The sequence below is a fragment of the Nitrospirillum pindoramense genome, from assembly GCF_007827955.1.
Taxonomy (GTDB): Bacteria; Pseudomonadota; Alphaproteobacteria; order Azospirillales; family Azospirillaceae; genus Nitrospirillum; species Nitrospirillum amazonense_B.
Window position 1 is genome coordinate 266,377 of sequence record NZ_VITR01000006.1, and the last position, 16,077, is coordinate 282,453.

14 protein-coding genes are annotated in these 16,077 nt (G+C 69.8%); 7 read left to right on the forward strand and 7 right to left on the reverse strand.

Annotated features, from left to right (window positions below; all coding sequences use genetic code 11):
- Positions 1-80 precede the first annotated feature (80 nt).
- Together FBZ90_RS12090 and FBZ90_RS12095 are read left to right on the forward strand one after the other, a co-directional pair.
- Positions 81-503, forward strand: a complete 423-nt coding sequence (locus FBZ90_RS12090; protein ID WP_145732419.1) for a hypothetical protein — start codon at positions 81-83, stop codon at positions 501-503.
- 33 nt (positions 504-536) lie between these two features.
- Positions 537-737, forward strand: coding sequence for a helix-turn-helix transcriptional regulator (locus FBZ90_RS12095; RefSeq protein ID WP_145732421.1), 201 nt, complete (start codon positions 537-539; stop codon positions 735-737).
- 24 nt (positions 738-761) lie between these two features.
- Here the strand turns inward: FBZ90_RS12095 and FBZ90_RS12100 are convergent, their stop codons facing one another.
- Both FBZ90_RS12100 and FBZ90_RS12105 read right to left on the reverse strand, forming a co-directional pair.
- A complete protein-coding gene (locus tag FBZ90_RS12100; protein WP_145732423.1) occupies positions 762-1,445 on the reverse strand; it encodes an alpha/beta hydrolase in 684 nt (227 codons plus the stop codon).
- Between the two features lie 63 nt (positions 1,446-1,508).
- Positions 1,509-3,779 (reverse strand): tetratricopeptide repeat protein, encoded by a 2,271-nt coding sequence (locus FBZ90_RS12105; RefSeq protein ID WP_145732425.1) that lies wholly within the window; start codon positions 3,777-3,779, stop codon positions 1,509-1,511.
- Positions 3,780-3,969: 190 nt separating this feature from the next.
- On the opposite strand from FBZ90_RS12105, the gene FBZ90_RS12110 reads away from it, so the two are divergent.
- Positions 3,970-4,311 (forward strand): BufA1 family periplasmic bufferin-type metallophore, encoded by a 342-nt coding sequence (locus FBZ90_RS12110; protein ID WP_145732427.1) that lies wholly within the window; start codon positions 3,970-3,972, stop codon positions 4,309-4,311.
- Positions 4,312-4,360: 49 nt separating this feature from the next.
- Here the strand turns inward: FBZ90_RS12110 and FBZ90_RS12115 are convergent, their stop codons facing one another.
- Positions 4,361-6,187 carry a tetratricopeptide repeat protein gene (locus tag FBZ90_RS12115; protein ID WP_145732429.1) on the reverse strand — a complete coding sequence of 609 codons (1,827 nt, stop codon included), beginning with the start codon at positions 6,185-6,187 and terminating at the stop codon, positions 4,361-4,363.
- A gap of 257 nt (positions 6,188-6,444) precedes the next feature.
- Between FBZ90_RS12115 and FBZ90_RS12120 the strand changes: the two genes are divergently transcribed.
- The 3 genes from FBZ90_RS12120 to FBZ90_RS12130 all read left to right on the forward strand — a co-directional run bounded on the left by FBZ90_RS12120 (position 6,445) and on the right by FBZ90_RS12130 (position 11,611).
- Positions 6,445-7,806, forward strand: a complete 1,362-nt coding sequence (locus tag FBZ90_RS12120) for a chloride channel protein (RefSeq protein WP_145732431.1) — start codon at positions 6,445-6,447, stop codon at positions 7,804-7,806.
- Positions 7,807-7,897: 91 nt separating this feature from the next.
- Positions 7,898-9,001 (forward strand): alpha/beta fold hydrolase, encoded by a 1,104-nt coding sequence (locus FBZ90_RS12125; protein ID WP_145732433.1) that lies wholly within the window; start codon positions 7,898-7,900, stop codon positions 8,999-9,001.
- A 165-nt stretch (positions 9,002-9,166) separates the two neighbouring features.
- The gene (locus tag FBZ90_RS12130; RefSeq protein ID WP_145732435.1) at positions 9,167-11,611 is read left to right on the forward strand and encodes a methyl-accepting chemotaxis protein; all 2,445 of its coding nucleotides are present in this window, start codon (positions 9,167-9,169) and stop codon (positions 11,609-11,611) included.
- Between the two features lie 7 nt (positions 11,612-11,618).
- On the opposite strand, the gene FBZ90_RS12135 is transcribed toward FBZ90_RS12130, so the two are convergent.
- The 4 genes from FBZ90_RS12135 to FBZ90_RS12150 all read right to left on the reverse strand — a co-directional run bounded on the left by FBZ90_RS12135 (position 11,619) and on the right by FBZ90_RS12150 (position 15,455).
- On the reverse strand, positions 11,619-12,878 hold the full coding sequence (locus FBZ90_RS12135; protein ID WP_211102002.1) for an alkaline phosphatase family protein: 1,260 nt from the start codon (positions 12,876-12,878) through the stop codon (positions 11,619-11,621).
- Positions 12,879-13,028: 150 nt separating this feature from the next.
- Positions 13,029-14,237, reverse strand: a complete 1,209-nt coding sequence (locus FBZ90_RS12140; RefSeq protein ID WP_246130347.1) for a glycoside hydrolase family 27 protein — start codon at positions 14,235-14,237, stop codon at positions 13,029-13,031.
- Positions 14,238-14,438: 201 nt separating this feature from the next.
- Complete coding sequence (locus tag FBZ90_RS12145) at positions 14,439-14,948, reverse strand: hypothetical protein (RefSeq protein ID WP_145732439.1); 510 nt, start codon at positions 14,946-14,948, stop codon at positions 14,439-14,441.
- A gap of 249 nt (positions 14,949-15,197) precedes the next feature.
- A complete protein-coding gene (locus FBZ90_RS12150) occupies positions 15,198-15,455 on the reverse strand; it encodes a hypothetical protein (protein ID WP_145732441.1) in 258 nt (85 codons plus the stop codon).
- A 304-nt stretch (positions 15,456-15,759) separates the two neighbouring features.
- On the opposite strand from FBZ90_RS12150, the gene FBZ90_RS12155 reads away from it, so the two are divergent.
- Positions 15,760-16,077, forward strand: a complete 318-nt coding sequence (locus FBZ90_RS12155) for a chorismate mutase (protein WP_145732443.1) — start codon at positions 15,760-15,762, stop codon at positions 16,075-16,077.

The following is a 16,077-nucleotide window of genomic DNA, read 5'->3' on the forward strand; positions in this document are numbered from 1 at the left end:
ATACTTGTCCCAGTGGCCACGATGCCTGTATTCTCCGGGGGATAGCCCCGCCAATGGGAACGCCCCAACGGAAGACGCCCATGCCCGGCAAACGTTATTTGATCGAGTTCGTCGTCGCCCTGCTGGCTTACGCCCTGCTGATGACCTTGTCCCTGGTGGCGTTGAACAACGGCTGGGTGCAAGGGGGCATGCGGACGGTGGTGGCCATCGCCCCCATGGTGGCCTGCGTCGGAATCTGGGGGGCGGTGGTGCGCCATCTGAAGCGCAGCGGGCCCGAGGAGGGCCGGGTGCAGCTGATCGCCATCGGCTTCGCCTTCGCCGGCACCGCCCTTCTCACCGTCACCTATGGTTTCCTGGAGGTCGCGGGCTTTCCACGCCTGTCCATGTTCCTGGTGTGGCCGCTGATGGTGGTGCTTCTGGTCCTGGGGCAGTTCCTCGCGCGGTGGCTGCAGGGGTCGGCGGAGGGGGACGAGGCGGAGGGGGACGAGAATGACGAGGTGTGAGGCCCCCACCGGCCACGACGGGGCGCGGCCGTCATGAACAACCGCCTGCGTGAGATGCGCGCCCGCTACGGGTGGACCCAGGCCGACCTGGCCCGCCGACTGGAGGTGTCGCGCCAGACCGTCAACGCCCTGGAAACCGGGCGCTATGACCCTTCACTGCCCTTGGCCTTCAAGATCGGGCGGCTGTTCGGCCTGCCCATCGAAATGATCTTCCGCGACGACGCGGCGTCCTGATATCCGCCAGCCGGGTTGGCGCCTCTAAGCCAGCGCCTCGGCCACGGCCCGCAGCACGTCGGGGTTGCGGCACATGGTGACATGGGCGCCGTCCACGGCCACCACGCGGCCCAGGGGCTCAGGCACCCAGCAGCTTTCCCAGGCGACCACGCCGTCGTCGCGGCTGTAGATCGCCGTGGTCGGCATGGGCAGGGGCTGGGATAGCCGGCTGGGATCAAGGTCGTCGGCATAATGGCGGGCCAACAAGCGGATCAGGGGTTCCAGGGGCGTGGCGGTCGGCAGGCGGACCGGACTGCCGATGGTGACCACCCGGCGCACCTGGTCCGGGCGCGCCTGCGCCAGATCCCGGGCCAGAAGGCCGCCCAGGCTGATGCCCACCAGATCGATGGGCCCGCCCGCTGCCTGAGAGAGCGCGTCCAACCGATGGCGCAGCCCGGTTCGAGCCGCCGCCGTGGGGCCGACGTTGATGCCCTGCCGCCACGGGTGGGGGGTGTGGCCGCATCGGGTCAGGAATTGGCGCAGGGGCTGGGTGAAGGGATCGGCGGTCAGGAAGGCGGGAATCACCAGGACGGTCCGGTCGCCGGGCGGCACCGCCGGCGGCGGCGCGGGCCGATAGGTGGGCAAGGACCAGAACTCCGCCCACAGACCGCGATAGGGGGGACGGGGCAGCGCCCCCGACCGATCAAAAACGCCCGTCAAGTCCAGCATCGTCACCTCACCCCGAAACGATGGGGCGGAGATGTCGGTGGTTTCAAGCGCTGAGGCCCGCCCCTAACCCGAATGACCTGACCCAAGGGCGGCTGGCGTCGGCACGGACCCGACATGGGCGGCCAGCGCATCGGCCAACGTCGCGACGACACCCGGCCAGTCGCCGGGCCGCGCCTGGCGGAACAGGGTGGCGGTGGGATACCAGGGGCTGTCGGCGCGCGCGGTCAGCCATCGCCATTCCGCCCCGGTGTCCAGCATCAGCCACAGGGGGCGCCCCAGGCCCCCGGCCAGGTGGGCGACGGCCGTGTCCATGCTGATGACGAGATCCACCTGGGCCAGGACGGCGGCGGTGTCGGCGAAACTGCGCAGGCCATCGGCCATGTCCAGGAAGTCCTCCCGCGCCGCCAGGGGCAGGTCCACCGTGTCCAGGTCCCGCCGCCCATCGTCCGTCTGCACCGAAACCCAGCCCACCCGGCCCGCCAGGCGCGGATCGGTCAGCAACGGCAGCAGGGGCGCCAGGCGCGGCGACCGGTGACGGTGATAGGGAAACAGGGTGGAGCCCGCCCAGCTGAGGGCGACCCGCACCGGCGGCAGGATATCCAGCACGCCGTGCCAGCGGGCCACGGCGTCGGGCGGCGGCGTCAAGTAAGGGACGGTGTGCCCGGCCCAGCCCAGCGGCGTCCCGGCCAGAGACAGGAGGGCCATGCAATCCGCCTGCACCCACTGGCCGCCCGGCCACGGTGGCGGCAGGGGCTGGCCCAACGGGCCCACCTCCTCCACCAGGTTGGACGCGGCGATCAGGTCCAGCAGCGTGTCCATGCCCCGGAACACCACGCGCATGCCCGCCGCCCGCAGCAAGGGGGCATAGCGGATGAAGTGCAGCACGTCGCCATGCCCCCGGGTGGCGGTGATGACCAGATGGGCGCCCGGCATCACCGTGCCATCCCATTCCGGTAAACCGGGCAGCGCCGACCCCAGGCCCGGCATGTGGCGACGCCAGGCGAAATGGGGCGCGCCAGCGGCGATGTTCCCCTGTTGCAGGAGGGACATGCCCAACCCCTGGTGCAGGACGGCGATGTTGGCGTCCCGCGTGGGCGGGTGCCGGTCCAGGGCGGCGCGGAAGTCCGCCGCCGCCGCAACGGCGTCGCCCCGTCGCAAGGCGATGAAGCCGCGGTTGGCATACGCTTCGGCGGAACCGGGGTCCAGGTCCAGGGCGGTGGCGACATGGGCCACCGCCTCATCGATGCGGTTGGCGTCGATGAAGGCGGCGGCGGCCGTCACCCGCAGGTCGGCCCGCTCGGGCGCCGCCGTCACCGCGCGCAGGATGGGCTCGATCGCCGCGTCGGCGTCGTGGGCCGCCAGCAGGGTGATCGCCAGGTCCCGCCAGGCGTCGATGCCGGGCGCCGACGAGGCCCGGTCACGGGCCACCGCCGCGGCGTCGCGGGCCAAGCCGCAGGCGCACAGCGCGCGGGCCAGATTGCCCTGGACCCGGGGGCGCTCCACCTCCGGCGCCATGCCTTGGTCCTGCTCCCGGTCCAGATGCTCCAGCGCCAGCCGATAGGCGGCGGCGGCGGCGAAGCTGTCCCCCTGGGCGAACCGGATGTCGCCCAGGTGCGCCAGCAAGCTGGCGCGGGCCCCGATCACCACCAGGGCATTGTTCACCACCTCGGCCGCGTCGGCCAGGCGGCCCAGCTGATACAGGGCGGTGGCATGGTTGGCGCGGTGGGCCGCGACCTGCGGCGCATGTCGCACCGCCGCCGCGAAATGGTCGATGGCGGCCTCATCCCGTGTCTGCAGGGCCAGCACACCCAACATGTTCCAGGCGTCGGCATAGCTGTCGTCCTCGGCCAACGCCTCCCGGCACAGGCGCTCCGCCCCACCCAGATCATCCGCGCGCAGCCGCTGCCGGGCCAAAGCCAGCAGGGCCGCCGCGTCGCCTTTTGGCGGCGGCATAGGCAGCGCCTTGGTGGCGGCGGCCAGGCGTCCCCGTATCTCTTCCGCCCATGCGGTGTCGGCAGGCGCCAGGGCGAGCGCACGCCGCCAGCACGCCACCGCCTCGTCCAGGCGGTGCAGGTCCGCCAGGACAAGGCCCAGGCTGGCATGCAGGTCGGCCATGGCATCGAAACGCGCCAGGGCTTGGCGGATGTGGGCCTCCGCCTCTTTCAGGCGGCCGGTCTGCGCCAGGACCATGCCCAACAGGTGCGCGGCGTCGCCGCGGCCCGGGTCCCGCGCCAGCACCTGGCGGAAGATCGCCTCGGCGGCCTCATGCCGGCCGGCCTTATGCAGGCCCACGGCATAGCGCACCAGATCGTCGGCGGGCAGCAGGTCGGTCATGGGGCGTCGTTTCCTTGGGGGCGTCTACGTCTTGCACGGGCATGGTGCCGCGACCCGGCGCCGACCATTATGCGTTTTGCCGCACGATCCAGCCAAAGGGCGTTTTGCAACCGGTCGCGCCTGCCCTTATCTTCGCGCTATCCGGCGCGGGCCACGAGGGTCGCTGTCCGGTCCCAACAGGAGGAAGGCCATGTCTCATTCCCGCGTTCCGTCCCCCATCCGGCAGGTCCCCGCTAACCCGGCCGCACCCCAGACCGCGGCCACCGTCGCGGTCGCACTGGCCGGCGCCCTGGCGCTGGCGGCGTTCGCCGCACCCGCGCATGCCGCCGACAGCACCGAGAAGTGCTACGGCGTGTCCAAGGCCGGGCAGAACAGCTGCGCCAACGCCGCCGGCACCCATTCCTGCGCCGGGCAATCCACCAAGAACTATGACGGCCAGGATTGGAAGGCCGTAAAGGCCGGCACCTGCGCCAGCATGGGCGGCAAGACGGAACCGTTCAACGGTACCGGCACGCCCAAGGACGGCAAGTAACCATCGGGCAGACGATGACGGCGGGACCGGACCACCTGTCCGCCCGCCGTCATTGCGCAACCAGGGTCCGCAGCGCGCCCGCCATGTCATCGACCACCCCGGCCCAGTCACCGGGGCTATGCTGACGGAACAGGCGGGCGGTGGGGTACCAGGGGCTGTCGGTCCGGCCCGAAAACCAGCGCCATTCGCTGCCCGTATCCAGCATCAGCCACAACGGCCGCCCCAAAGCCCCGGCCAAATGGGCCACCCCCGTATCCAGAGCGATGACCAGGTCCGCCTGCATCAGGATGGCGGCGGTATCGGCCAGTGTGCGCAAGCCGGCGCCCAAGTCCAGGAAATCGCCCCGCGTCGCCAGGGTGGCGCCCACCGTCGCCAGATCGCGCCGGCCATCATCGGTCTGGACGCTGACCCACCCCACCCGCCCCGCCAAGGCCGGATCGTCCAGCAGGGGCAGCAACGGTGCCAGTCGCGGTGCCCGATGCCGGTGATAGGCAAAGCGGGTTGACCCCGCCCATGCCAAGGCGACGCGGAACGGTGGCAGCGGCGCCAGCGCCCCGGCCCAGCGCTGGGTGGCGGACAGCGGGGGCGCCAGATAGGGTATGGTCCCGGCCGCGAAACCCAGCGATGTCGCCGCCAGGGGCAGCAGCGCCAAGCAATCCGCCTGTGCCCACTCGGTGCCTGGGGGAAGCGGCTGGGCCAAGGGTCCCGCGGACTCCACCACACCGGATGCGTTCAATAAATCGACCAGGGCCTCCATCCCCCGGAAAACGACCCGCATGCCCGCCTGACGCAGAAGCGGGGCATATCGGATGAAGTGCATGGCATCGCCCAAACCCTGCGTCGCCGTCACCACCAGCGCGGCACCGGGGCGCACCACGCCATCCCACTCCGGCACCCCGGGCAGGGCGGGGCGCATGCCCGGCGCGCGGTAGCGCCAAGCGAAGTGTGGAACGCCGCCGGCGATGTCGCCCTGGCGCAGCAAGGCCATCCCCAGCCCCTCTTGCGCGGCCGCCACCGTGGCGGCGCCGCTTGCCGGTGTGCCGTCCAGGGCGGCACGGAAGGCGGTTGCCGCACCGGCGGCATCGTCGTGGCGCAAGGCGATGAAACCGCGGTTGGCGTGCGCCTCGGCCATGTCCGGCGCCAGCGCCAGCGCAGCGGACACCTGCGCCTCCGCCTCGTCCACACGGTTGGCGTCGGTCAGCGCGGCGGAGGCGATGACGCGCAAATCGGCCTGGTCGGGCGCCAAGGCCACGGCGGCCAGCGCCGGTTCCACCGCGGCGTCCGGCTGTCCGGCCGCCATCAGTGTGTTGGCCAGATCGCGCCAGGTCAGCATGTCAGGGGACGCGGCCACCCGGTCACGCGCCACGGTCAAGGCCTCGTCCCACCAGCCGCAGGCGGACAACGCGCGGACCAAACTACCTTGCCGCCGCACCCGCTCTGGCCCCGGTGGAAGATGGTCCAGGGCCGCGCGATAGGCGGTGACGGCGCCGGCGGCGTCGCCCCGGGCCATGCGGACATCCCCCAGGGCGCATAGCAGCCCCCCATCAGGCCCCAGAAGGGATAGGGCACGGCTGAGCACCGCCTCCGCATCTGCAGCCCGGCCCAACAGGTTAAGGGCGGCCGCGTGATTGCGGTGGTGTTCGTGCACTCGCGGGGCGTGGCGGACAGCCTGGGCGAAGCTGTCCACGGCCGCGGGGTCGCGCCGCCGCAGCAACAGGGCGCCCAAGATATTCCAGGCGCCGGCACAGGCGGGATCAAGGATCACGGCGTCACGGCACAGCGCTTCAGCCGCCGCGAGGTCACCTGCCCCCAACCGATCGTGCGCCTGGCCCAATAGGATGCGGGCGCGATCGTCTGCATTGGGCCTATCGGACATGGGCGGTCACTTCCTTGGGGACTCAGCCCGGCGCGAGGGCAGCGGGCGTGGTTGGTCACTTCGCCGCACCCTACACCATTGGAACCGCCTAAGCGGACATGCCATAAGCCGCCCGCTGCCAGGCATGCCCGGCCGGCGGCCCTGCTCCCCCTTATCCAGGCTCAGGATCAGGTCGCCGCCAACGAAATCCTGGTCTAGGCTGAATTCTCCGACACATCCTGTCCCAAACACGTTTTCCCCAGAAGGGGCCGTTCCCCATGGCATTGGCAGCATATCGACGGACGCGGCGCCTGTGGTTTTCCCGCGAGGGCTGGCAGCGGCGCCTGGTGTTCTGGGGCGGCGGCGTGCTGGTGGGTCTGGCGGCCGTCGTCTTCGCCGCCTTGGCGGACAAGGCGCAGGAACTGTTCGGCGCTGCCACCGCCGGGCGCCCTTGGCTGCCCCTGCTATTGACCCCGGCGGGGTTGGCGCTGTCGGCCTGGCTGACGCGGAGCTATTTCCCCAACGCCGGCGGCAGCGGCATTCCCCAGGCCATCGCCGCGCGTGAGCTGCGCGACCAGCGGGAGCGGACGGCGCTGGTGTCCATCCGCCTGGCGGTGGGCAAGATCGTGCTGACCCTGGTGGGGCTGGCGGTCGGCGCCTCCATCGGGCGCGAGGGGCCGACGGTGCAGGTGGGCGCGTCGCTCATGCACCGGGTGGGCGCCACCTTCGGCGGCCGCTTCCCCGGCCTGTTGCTGGCCGGTGGCGCCGCCGGCGTGGCCGCCGCCTTCAACACGCCGCTGGCCGGCATCGTCTTCGCCATCGAGGAGATGGGGCGCGGCTTCGACATGCGGACCGGCGCCCTGGTGCTGGCCGCCGTGACCGTGGCGGGCGCCGCCCCCCTGGCCATCCAGGGCGACTATCTCTATTTCGGCCAGAGCACGGCCCACATGGCGACCTGGCAGGACTGGGTCCTGGTACCGTTGTGCGGGGTGGTCGGCGGCCTGGCCGGCGGCTCCTTCAGCCGCGTGGTGGTGCGCATGGCCAAGGGAATCGGCCATTGGCCCGGCCATGCCGGCCGGGTGGGGCGCTGGATCAAGGCCCACCCCGTTCCCTTCGCGGCCCTGTGCGGCCTGGTCCTGGCCCTGCTGGGCCTGGCCACCGGCGGCGACACCTATGGCACCGGCTATGCCCAGGCCAAGGCCCTGCTGGAGGCTGCATCCCATCCGCAGGCGGCGGCCGCCGTTTCCCCCGTCTTCGGGCCGGCCAAGTGGCTGGCCACCGCCCTATCATCCGTCAGCGGCATCCCGGGCGGCATCTTCTCCCCCTCGCTGGCCGTGGGAGCGGGTCTGGGCGCGGAACTGGGGCACCTGCTGCCCGGCGCCAATGGCGAGGTCGCGGTGCTGGTGGGCATGGTCGCCTATTTCGCCGGGGTGGTGCAGGCGCCCATCACCGCCTTCGTCATCGTGCTGGAGATGACGGGCAACCACGCCATGGCGGTGCCCATCATGGCCGGCAGCCTGATCGGCTGTGGTGCTGCCCGCATGATGGGGGCTGAGGCCGTGTACCACGCCCTGTCCCATGGGTTCCTGGACAGGGCGCACAAGGCCATCGCGGCGCGCGGCCCCTCCACCGCCCGCTGATCCAGCGGTTCCTGACCAACGGCCTATACCTGGCTCCCGGGTCATCACCGTATATTGCATACGATAAGAAACCGCCTGGAGCCTTCACGCCATGATCCGATCCGTCGCCCGCGCCGTTTGGGCGCCCTTGATGCTCGGCGCCGCCCTGCTGGCCGGCGCCACGGCCCTCGCCGCCGGGCCGGTGGCGCCGGTCACCCGAGAGGGCGACGTGACGGTGACGGATTTCAAGTTCGGGACTGGGGAGACCCTGCCGGAGGTGCGCCTGCACTACACCACCCTGGGCACGCCGCACCGCGACGCCAAAGGCCGTGTCGACAACGCCATCCTGATCATGCACGGCACGGGTGGCACCGGCGCCCAGTTCCTGCGTCCGCAGTTCAGCGACGTGCTGTTCCAGCCCGGTGGGGTGCTGGACCCGGCACGCTATTACATCATCCTGCCCGACGACGTGGGCCACGGTAAGTCCAGCAAGCCCAGCGACGGCCTGCGCGCCCGTTTCCCCCAGTACGACTACGACGACATGGTGGCGCTGGAGCATCAGCTGGTGACCAAGCTGGGCGTGGACCATCTGCGCTTGGTCATGGGCACGTCCATGGGCTGCATGCACGCCTTCGTCTGGGGTGAGACCTACCCCGACGCCATGGACGCGCTGATGCCTCTGGCCTGCCTGCCGCAGACCATCGCGGGACGCAACCGCCTGTGGCGCCAGATGGCTATCGCCGCCATCAAGGCCGACCCGGCCTGGCAGGGAGGCGAGTACAAGACCCAGCCCCAGCAGGGCCTGCGCACCGCCGCCAGCCTGCTGGTCGTCGCCGGCAGCGCACCCATCCAGATGCAGAAGGCCTATCCCACGCGGGACGCGGCCGACCAGGCGGTGGAGACCCTGACCCACGCCCAGATGGATCACATCGACGCCAACGACCTGATTTACCAGTTGGACGCCTCACGCACCTATGATCCATCGCCAAAGCTGGAAACCATCAAGGCGCCGGTGCTGTGGGTCAACTCCGGCGACGATTTCATCAACCCGCCGGAACTGGGCATCGCCGAACAGCTGGTGAAGCGCATTCCCCACGGCCAGTTCATCCTGATCCCGGCCAGCGATCAGACCCATGGCCACGGCAGCCATACCTGGGCCGTCCTGTGGCAGGACAAACTGGCAGACTTGCTGGCCCGGACGGGGGCCAAGGGCTGACGACACCAGGACGTCAGTCACCGCAAGAGTAACAGGGCGCATTATTCCCCAAATAAATCGCCCACACTCTTTAGTATAGCTTTGCGCCACATCAATCACAAACACCTGAAATAAAGGACAAAGGCCGAAAAACGCCGCCACCGCCAAGACTTGGCAGGAGACGACATGCGCAACAACGGCCCCGTCACCCAGCAGGAAGTCCCCATCCGTGACGGGGACATGCTGGTTTCCAGAACCGATGACAAAGGACGGATCACCTTTGTCAATCAGACCTTCGTCGCCACCAGCGGCTTCAGTGAAGCGGAACTGTTGGGCGCGCCCCACAACCTGGTCCGGCACCCGGACATGCCCAAGGCCGCCTTCGCCGACCTGTGGGCCACGGTACAGGCGGGCCAGCCTTGGGAAGGGGTGGTGAAAAACCGCGCCAAGTCGGGTGCCCATTACTGGGTGCGGGCCAACGTCACCCCGGTGCAGGAGGGCGGCCGGATCACCGGATACGTTTCCATCCGCACCAAACCCAGCCGGGCGGATGTCGCGGCGGCGGAACGGCTATACGCCACGCTTCGCCAGGGTGGGCGCGGCCTGCGCTTGCTGGGGGGCCAAGTCCTGCGAAGGGGGCCCGTGCACGCGGCCCTGCGTTGGCTGGGTACGCTGGACGCCCGCCTGGCGGGCCTGGCATTGATGCCCATCGCCGGGCTGGGGATCGTCGCGGCGGGGGCGCCGATCATGGCGGCCGTGGCCTTTGCGGTGCCGGGCGCGCTGGTCCAGGCTTGGCTGCTGGCGCGGCGCATCCGTGGCATCCTGCAGCGGCAGCGCCAGGACATCGATGCCCTGATCCAGGGCGACCATCTGCGCGTCATCGACCTGCCGCCCCTGCGTGATTTCCAACCCGCCGCCGCCCGGCTGCGCGCCCTGCGCGCCATCCTGGCCTATCAGGCGCGCGAGCGCGCGGAACTGGAAACCCGGAGCCGGGAGGCCAGCCGACGCGCCCTGCTGGAAACCTGCCAGCTGATCGAGAGCGACCTGGAGGCCACCTGGCGGGACATCAACCGAACCTCGGCGGAGGTGGTGTCCGCCGTGACCGGGCTGCTGGGCAATATCCAGGAGGTGCGCCAGGATACCGTGGTGGTGGCAACCGCTGCGGCGCAAGCCAGCGGCACCGCCACCACCGTGGCCGCCGCGGCGGAGCAGCAAGGGGCGGCCGGAACGGAGATCGCCAGCCAGGCGGCCCGCTCCAGCGACATCGCCCGCCGCGCGGTGGAGGACGCCCGCAACGCCGCCCGCGCCCTGCAGCGCATGGAAACCGCCGCGGCGGAGGTGGGCCAGGTGCTGGCCCTGATCCATGACATCGCCAGCCAGACCACCCTTCTGGCGCTGAACGCCACCATCGAGGCGGCGCGCGCGGGCGAGGCCGGCAAAGGCTTTTCCGTGGTGGCGGGGGAGGTGAAAAGCCTGTCCGCCCAAACCGCCCGGGCGACGGACCAGATCGCCCGGCAGGTGACCGACATCGCCGGCGCCATGGATGGCAGTGTCCAGGCGCTGGACGCCGTCATCCGCACCATCGAGCTGATTGACCAGGCGGCCACGGCCACGGCGGCGGCGGTCGAGGAACAAGCCGCCGCCAATGCCGAGATCGGACGCGGGGCGGCGCAATCCGCGGACGTCGCCAACCAGGTCTCAGGCAGCGTGGATCATATCCGGGGGCAGGCCGAGACCGTTTGCCTGGCCGCGGGCACGGTCAGCCGCCAGGTCGCCGCCACCAACCAGGCGGTCGGCGAGATGAAGACGCGCCTATTGATGGTGCTGCGCCAGTCGGTGGCGGGGGACCGACGCGCGTTCGACCGCATCCCGTGCGACTTGCCCGCGACCCTCACCCTGGATGGACGGCGCCTGGCGGCCCGGGTCACGGATCTATCCCTGGGCGGGGCGGTGGCCCTGCCGGACGGTGAGGAGAGGGCCGCGGCATCCGACGGGACGGCCGTAACCCTCCACCTGGATGGCGTCGGCGACCTGGCCTGCGACCTGGCCGGCCGCAGCCCCGCCGGCTTGCATGTACGGTTCCTGGATCTGGATGGCGCGATCCGGGGGCGGCTGGCGGCGGTATACCATGCCATGATCGCGGCCGATGAGGTGCTGATCACCGCCGCGCAGGAAGTCGCCGCCGGCATGGCCCGGGCTCTGGCCCAGGCGCTGCGGGACGGCCGCATTGACCAGGACGCGCTGTTCGACCAGGGGCTGGAGCCTATTCCCGGAACGGTGCCGGAGCAGTTCACCGCCCCCTATGCCGCTTTGGCGGACGCGGTGTTCCCGCCCTTGCAGGACCCGGTGCTGGACCTGGACCGGCGGATCGTCTTCTGTGTGGCGACGGCAACCAACGGCTACGTGCCCACCCACAACACCGGCCCTGGAGCCTACGACGGGGCCCGGGGCCGCCGCCGCTACATGGACCGCACGGCGCTGGCGGCGGCGCGCAACAGCCGCCCCTTCCTGATCCAGGCCTATCACCGCGACGAGGGTGACGGCCGCATCCGGCGCATGAAGGAAATCGACTGCCCCATCGTGGTGGACCGCCGCCTGTGGGGAAACGTACGCCTGGGCTTCGAGTTCTAGATTGTCGCTAGAACCCCGGGCGCAACATGTCCAGCACGTCCTCGACATGGCCATCGTTGCGTTCGGGCCGAATGCTCACCAAACGGGCCAGCAGGGGATAGACGTCGACGTTGGGAAATTCCGGCACCACCACGCCGTGGCGGAAGGCGGGGCCGTGGGCCACGAACAGGGCGCGCATGGCGGGAAGCGCGTTGTCGTAGCCGTGTTCGCCCAAGGTGGCCGGCTTGTCCTTGCGCGCGGCCAGGGTGGCGCGGGTGGTGATTACCCAGCCCTCGTCCGCCAGGCAGAGGATGGGCGGCACCCGCTCGTTGCGGCCATAGTGGAAACGCGCCGGCACGTCTTGTTTGCGCCAGCACTCCATATGGTCCTGCCGGCTCAGCAGGCGGGCCGCCACCTCCGGCCGGGCGGGGGCGACGCTCAGGGTCGCCAGCGGACCAGTCGTCACCACATGCAGCGCGGCCATGTCCACCCGGTCATCCAGCACGATACGACGGTCCGGCGACGTGGCGGTCATGCCATGGTCCGAGACAATGACCAAGTTTACCCTATCGAACAGTCCCCGCCGCTTCAACCCCTCCACCAGTCGGGCCAGTGCCCGGTCCACCAGGGCAGCAGCCGCGTCGGCCGCCGGGCTGGCCGGCCCGGCCTCATGCTCCGCATGGTCGACCTGATCGAAATAAAGCGTCAGGAAAGCGGGTCGCTGGTCGCCCGGCAGGTCCAGCCAACCCAGCACGGCGTCCACCCGCTGGTCCGGCGTCATCTTGGCATCGAAGGGCAGCCAATGGTCAGGCCGCACTCCCTGGATGGGCGCCTCGGACCCCGGCCAGAACACGGTGGCGCTGTGCCGTCCCGCTTCCTGCACGCTGACCCACAGGGGCGTCGCCTGGTTCCACCAGCGGGCATCGCCCGCGGCGTCGCGGTCGCTGTGGGCGAAGCGCCCCAGCACCCCGTCCTCCATGGTGTTGTCCACAATGCCGTGGTGATCGGGATAAAGCCCCGTCACCAGCGTGTAATGGTTGGGAAAGGTCAATGACGGGAAGGACGGCCGCATGGCCTGGGCCCTCACGCCATCGGCCGCCAGGGCCGACAGCGTGGGCGTCTGGCCCCGGTCGATCAGGTCGGCCCGGAAGCCATCGATGGACACCAGGATCAGGGGCGGCGGCACGGCGTCGGCCACATAGGCCGGTGGGGGTGGCGCCGCGGCGTCCGGCAGCGGCGCGCCGTCCGGAATGTCGACGCACGCGGCAAGGGCGGCCAATGCCCCCACGGCAAAAGCCAGCCCCAGCCACCGCCCCGGACTCCGGGCTCGATTCCGCATAACCCCCATGATGCCAACCCGCCCCTTTTTCCCGCGCTACTGAGGCACTGACACGCGGCAAGGCTGCGGCACCCGTCGGCAAAAAGGGGCGCGGGGGCGTCAGACGGCGGGGCGGATCGTCACCATGACGACGCCGTGCCCCGCCACCTCGGCGGTGTAGCTGCCCTTGGACGTACCCTGGTCCCTGGCCTGCCACAGGTCACGCACCTTGGCCGGCAGCTTCGCCGGATATCCCAGGTCCGGCCAGTTGACGGTGATCGTCGCGGGCGCCGTGCCCCGATTCAGCAGGACGACGGCCCTGTCGCCGCTGGCCAGGGGTCGGGCCCAAACCTCCAGGTCCCCCTGCTTGGCCACACGGCGGCCTTGGGCGCCCAAGGGGTCCTGGTCCACCGCGATGACCTCGGTATTGGTCAGGATGGCCTTGATGGCCGGCGTCATGTTGGTCAAGTCATTGCCCGCGATGAGCGGGGCGGCCAGTACGGCCCAGAGGCTGAAGTGGGCGCGGTACTCGGTATCCGACATGCCGCCGTTCCCGACCTCCAGCATGTCAGGGTCGTTCCAATGGCCAGGGCCGGCGTAGGGGTAGAGGTCAGCCATCTGGTCCAGGATATCCATCACCCCCAGCGAATTGCCCTGCCTGCCCTGCCAGCCGTCGTAAATATCCCAGGTGCTGCGCCACAGGTTGCCGACGTTGCGACCCCACAGCCAGGGCTTGGCGGTGCCCCATTCGCACATGCTGAAGACGATGTCGCGACCCGAGGCGCGCAACGCGTCGCTCATCAGGGTGTAGGCTGCCTTGGCGTCCTGCGTGCCGGTGAAGCACCAGTCGTATTTCAGGTAATCCACCCCCCAGGCTGCATACTGGGCCGCGTCCTGGTATTCATGCCCCAGGCTGCCCGGCCGCTCGGCGCAGGTCAGGCGGCCCGCGTCGGAATAGATGCCGAACTTCAAGCCCTTGGCATGGATATAATCGGCCAGCGCCCGTATGCCCGACGGAAAGCGCGCCGGGTCGGCCTGAATGTCGCCGTGGGCGTCGCGCGCGCCGTGCCAGCAATCGTCGATCACCACGTACTTGTACCCCACGGAGGCCATACCGCTGCTCACCAGGGCATCGGCGGCCTTGCGAATCACCTCCTCGTTGATCTCGCAGGCGAATTTGTTCCAGGTGTTCCAGCCCATGGGCGGGGTCAGGGCCAGGCCGTTGGGCTGGCGGGGCGGATCCTTGCGATCCTCCGCCTTGGCCGGATGGGCCAGCGTCAGCAGCGGTACCAAAAGCAGGGCCGCCAGGGCCAAGATCATTTTTCGCATCGAACGTCTCCTCCGTTCCGGCCCCGTTATACCGTGGGACCCGTTGTTGGGCGGGATGCCGCCTTACGCTCTAATTATACGATTAATATGCCATCATCACAATTCATTCCCTGGCGCCCAGACCCGTCCCCCAACGACAAAACCCCCGGGGCGGAGCCTCGGGGGTTTGCCATTCACACCAAGCGGCGTGCGAATAGGTCGTTAAAGGTGCGGCATGTCCGACTGGCCGGTGGTGCCGCTGTCGCCGGACGGGGTGGCGTCCCCGTCATCACCGTCCATCTTCTTGTGGTGGGAGGTGTGCTTGCCGGACTTCTTGGAGGCCTTGTGGGCTTTGCCCTTGTCATCGTTGGGGTCGTGCGGCGGCAAGGGCTGGACCACCGGCGGCTTCTCCGTCACCGCCGGGGCGGACGGGGACGCCATGGGGCCGCTCTGGTCCGACGGCGCCGGCGGCATGGGGGAGGGCGAGGACATGTCCGGGCCGCCCCGGTCGGCCGGCAGGCTGTGGGCATTGGACGGGCTGGGAGTGGTTGCATCCGGGCCCGGCGGCTGGGTATCCCCCGCCTGCGGCGTGCCCGGCATGGGGGTGCCCTCCGGCGGCGCGGTCTGCGCCCAGGCGGCGGCATTCAGAACGGGGGCGGACGCCAGCCCAGCGGCCAGGGTCAGCGCGGTCGCCGTGCGGGCCCATCCCGCGGTGGTCAACTTCGTGAACATGGGTCGTCCTCCATTCCTCATTGAAAGGGTCTCATGAGAGGGGTGCCGTCAGGGGAGCGGCCAAAGGTGGCGAAAAGAAGTCGCAACACGGCAAATAATGTGGTGCTGGTGGACCTATGTCCTTTGCTCCGCCAAGGGCTTAACGCCAGCCCCCGCCGGCTTGAACTCGTGTCCGTATTGAAACGCCCCGGGGAACCGTCCGGTTCCACCGGGGCGCGCATTACAGGCGCCGCGGCGCCTATGTCGGGATTAGCCGTGCGGGTGGGCCACCCGGTGGTGAACATGGTGCACGGCGTGATGATGGTGATGGTGGTGGTGATGATGGGGGCGGTGAGCCGCCCGGTGATGCACCACCTCCGCCTGGGCGCTGCCCGCCGTCATCAGCGGCGCCAACGCCAGGCCGAAGGCCAAGGTCAGGGCAGCGATCCCGCGACGGCGCCAGGACTGGCCCCAGGACTGTCCGGCGGGCGACGGACCACTGGTGGTGGGGCGGGTCAGGACGGGCATGATCTCAATCCTTCTGACAGAAACAGTTCCCGGTGCTTCCGGGCCTGTTCAGAAGACCGCCCAAAGGTGGCGAAAAAACGCCGCGCCGCGGGATTCAATAAGACCATCCCGGGGCGGGCCACGCCCCCCGGCCCGAAGCGCTGACGCAAATTCAGTACGCTTTTCCCCGGATTTCCGGACCGACCCTTCCACCTTTTGGGGTAGCTGCGATCGTTTGTTATAAACAGCCGCTTATAATTTTCACTGACGATCCCGGCCGCTGGACTGTACTGTCGGCGCCGTCTGCGAATTCTGAGGAGTGGCCATGTCCGGCGCCGAGCACCCTGCCCCCGCCATCCATCCCGAGCTGAAGCGCCTGCGCGACAGCATCGATAACATCGATGCCGCCCTGATTTATATGCTGGCGGAGCGCTTCAAATGCACCCAGCAGGTCGGCGCGCTGAAGGCGCGTATCGACCTGCCGAGCAGCGACCCCGGCCGGGAGGCGGCGCAAATCGAACGCCTGCGCCGCCTGGCGGAGGGGGCGAACCTGGACCCCGATTTCGCGACCAAGTTCCTGACCTTCATCATCAAGGAGGTCATCCGCCACCACGACAGCTTCCGGGCGGCGGACCAGGCCTGA

What these genes read in the sequence shown, in the direction of transcription:
- FBZ90_RS12140 (WP_246130347.1), bottom strand. Translation starts at nt 14,237, where the DNA reads ATGCGAAAAATGATCTTGGCCCTGGCGGCCCTGCTTTTGGTACCGCTG.
- FBZ90_RS12090 (WP_145732419.1), top strand. Translation starts at nt 81, where the DNA reads ATGCCCGGCAAACGTTATTTGATCGAGTTCGTCGTCGCCCTGCTGGCT.
- FBZ90_RS12120 (WP_145732431.1), top strand. Translation starts at nt 6,445, where the DNA reads ATGGCATTGGCAGCATATCGACGGACGCGGCGCCTGTGGTTTTCCCGC.
- FBZ90_RS12095 (WP_145732421.1), top strand. Translation starts at nt 537, where the DNA reads ATGAACAACCGCCTGCGTGAGATGCGCGCCCGCTACGGGTGGACCCAG.
- FBZ90_RS12150 (WP_145732441.1), bottom strand. Translation starts at nt 15,455, where the DNA reads ATGCCCGTCCTGACCCGCCCCACCACCAGTGGTCCGTCGCCCGCCGGA.
- FBZ90_RS12130 (WP_145732435.1), top strand. Translation starts at nt 9,167, where the DNA reads ATGCGCAACAACGGCCCCGTCACCCAGCAGGAAGTCCCCATCCGTGAC.
- FBZ90_RS12125 (WP_145732433.1), top strand. Translation starts at nt 7,898, where the DNA reads ATGATCCGATCCGTCGCCCGCGCCGTTTGGGCGCCCTTGATGCTCGGC.
- FBZ90_RS12155 (WP_145732443.1), top strand. Translation starts at nt 15,760, where the DNA reads ATGTCCGGCGCCGAGCACCCTGCCCCCGCCATCCATCCCGAGCTGAAG.
- FBZ90_RS12115 (WP_145732429.1), bottom strand. Translation starts at nt 6,187, where the DNA reads ATGTCCGATAGGCCCAATGCAGACGATCGCGCCCGCATCCTATTGGGC.
- FBZ90_RS12105 (WP_145732425.1), bottom strand. Translation starts at nt 3,779, where the DNA reads ATGACCGACCTGCTGCCCGCCGACGATCTGGTGCGCTATGCCGTGGGC.
- FBZ90_RS12110 (WP_145732427.1), top strand. Translation starts at nt 3,970, where the DNA reads ATGTCTCATTCCCGCGTTCCGTCCCCCATCCGGCAGGTCCCCGCTAAC.
- FBZ90_RS12145 (WP_145732439.1), bottom strand. Translation starts at nt 14,948, where the DNA reads ATGTTCACGAAGTTGACCACCGCGGGATGGGCCCGCACGGCGACCGCG.
- FBZ90_RS12100 (WP_145732423.1), bottom strand. Translation starts at nt 1,445, where the DNA reads ATGCTGGACTTGACGGGCGTTTTTGATCGGTCGGGGGCGCTGCCCCGT.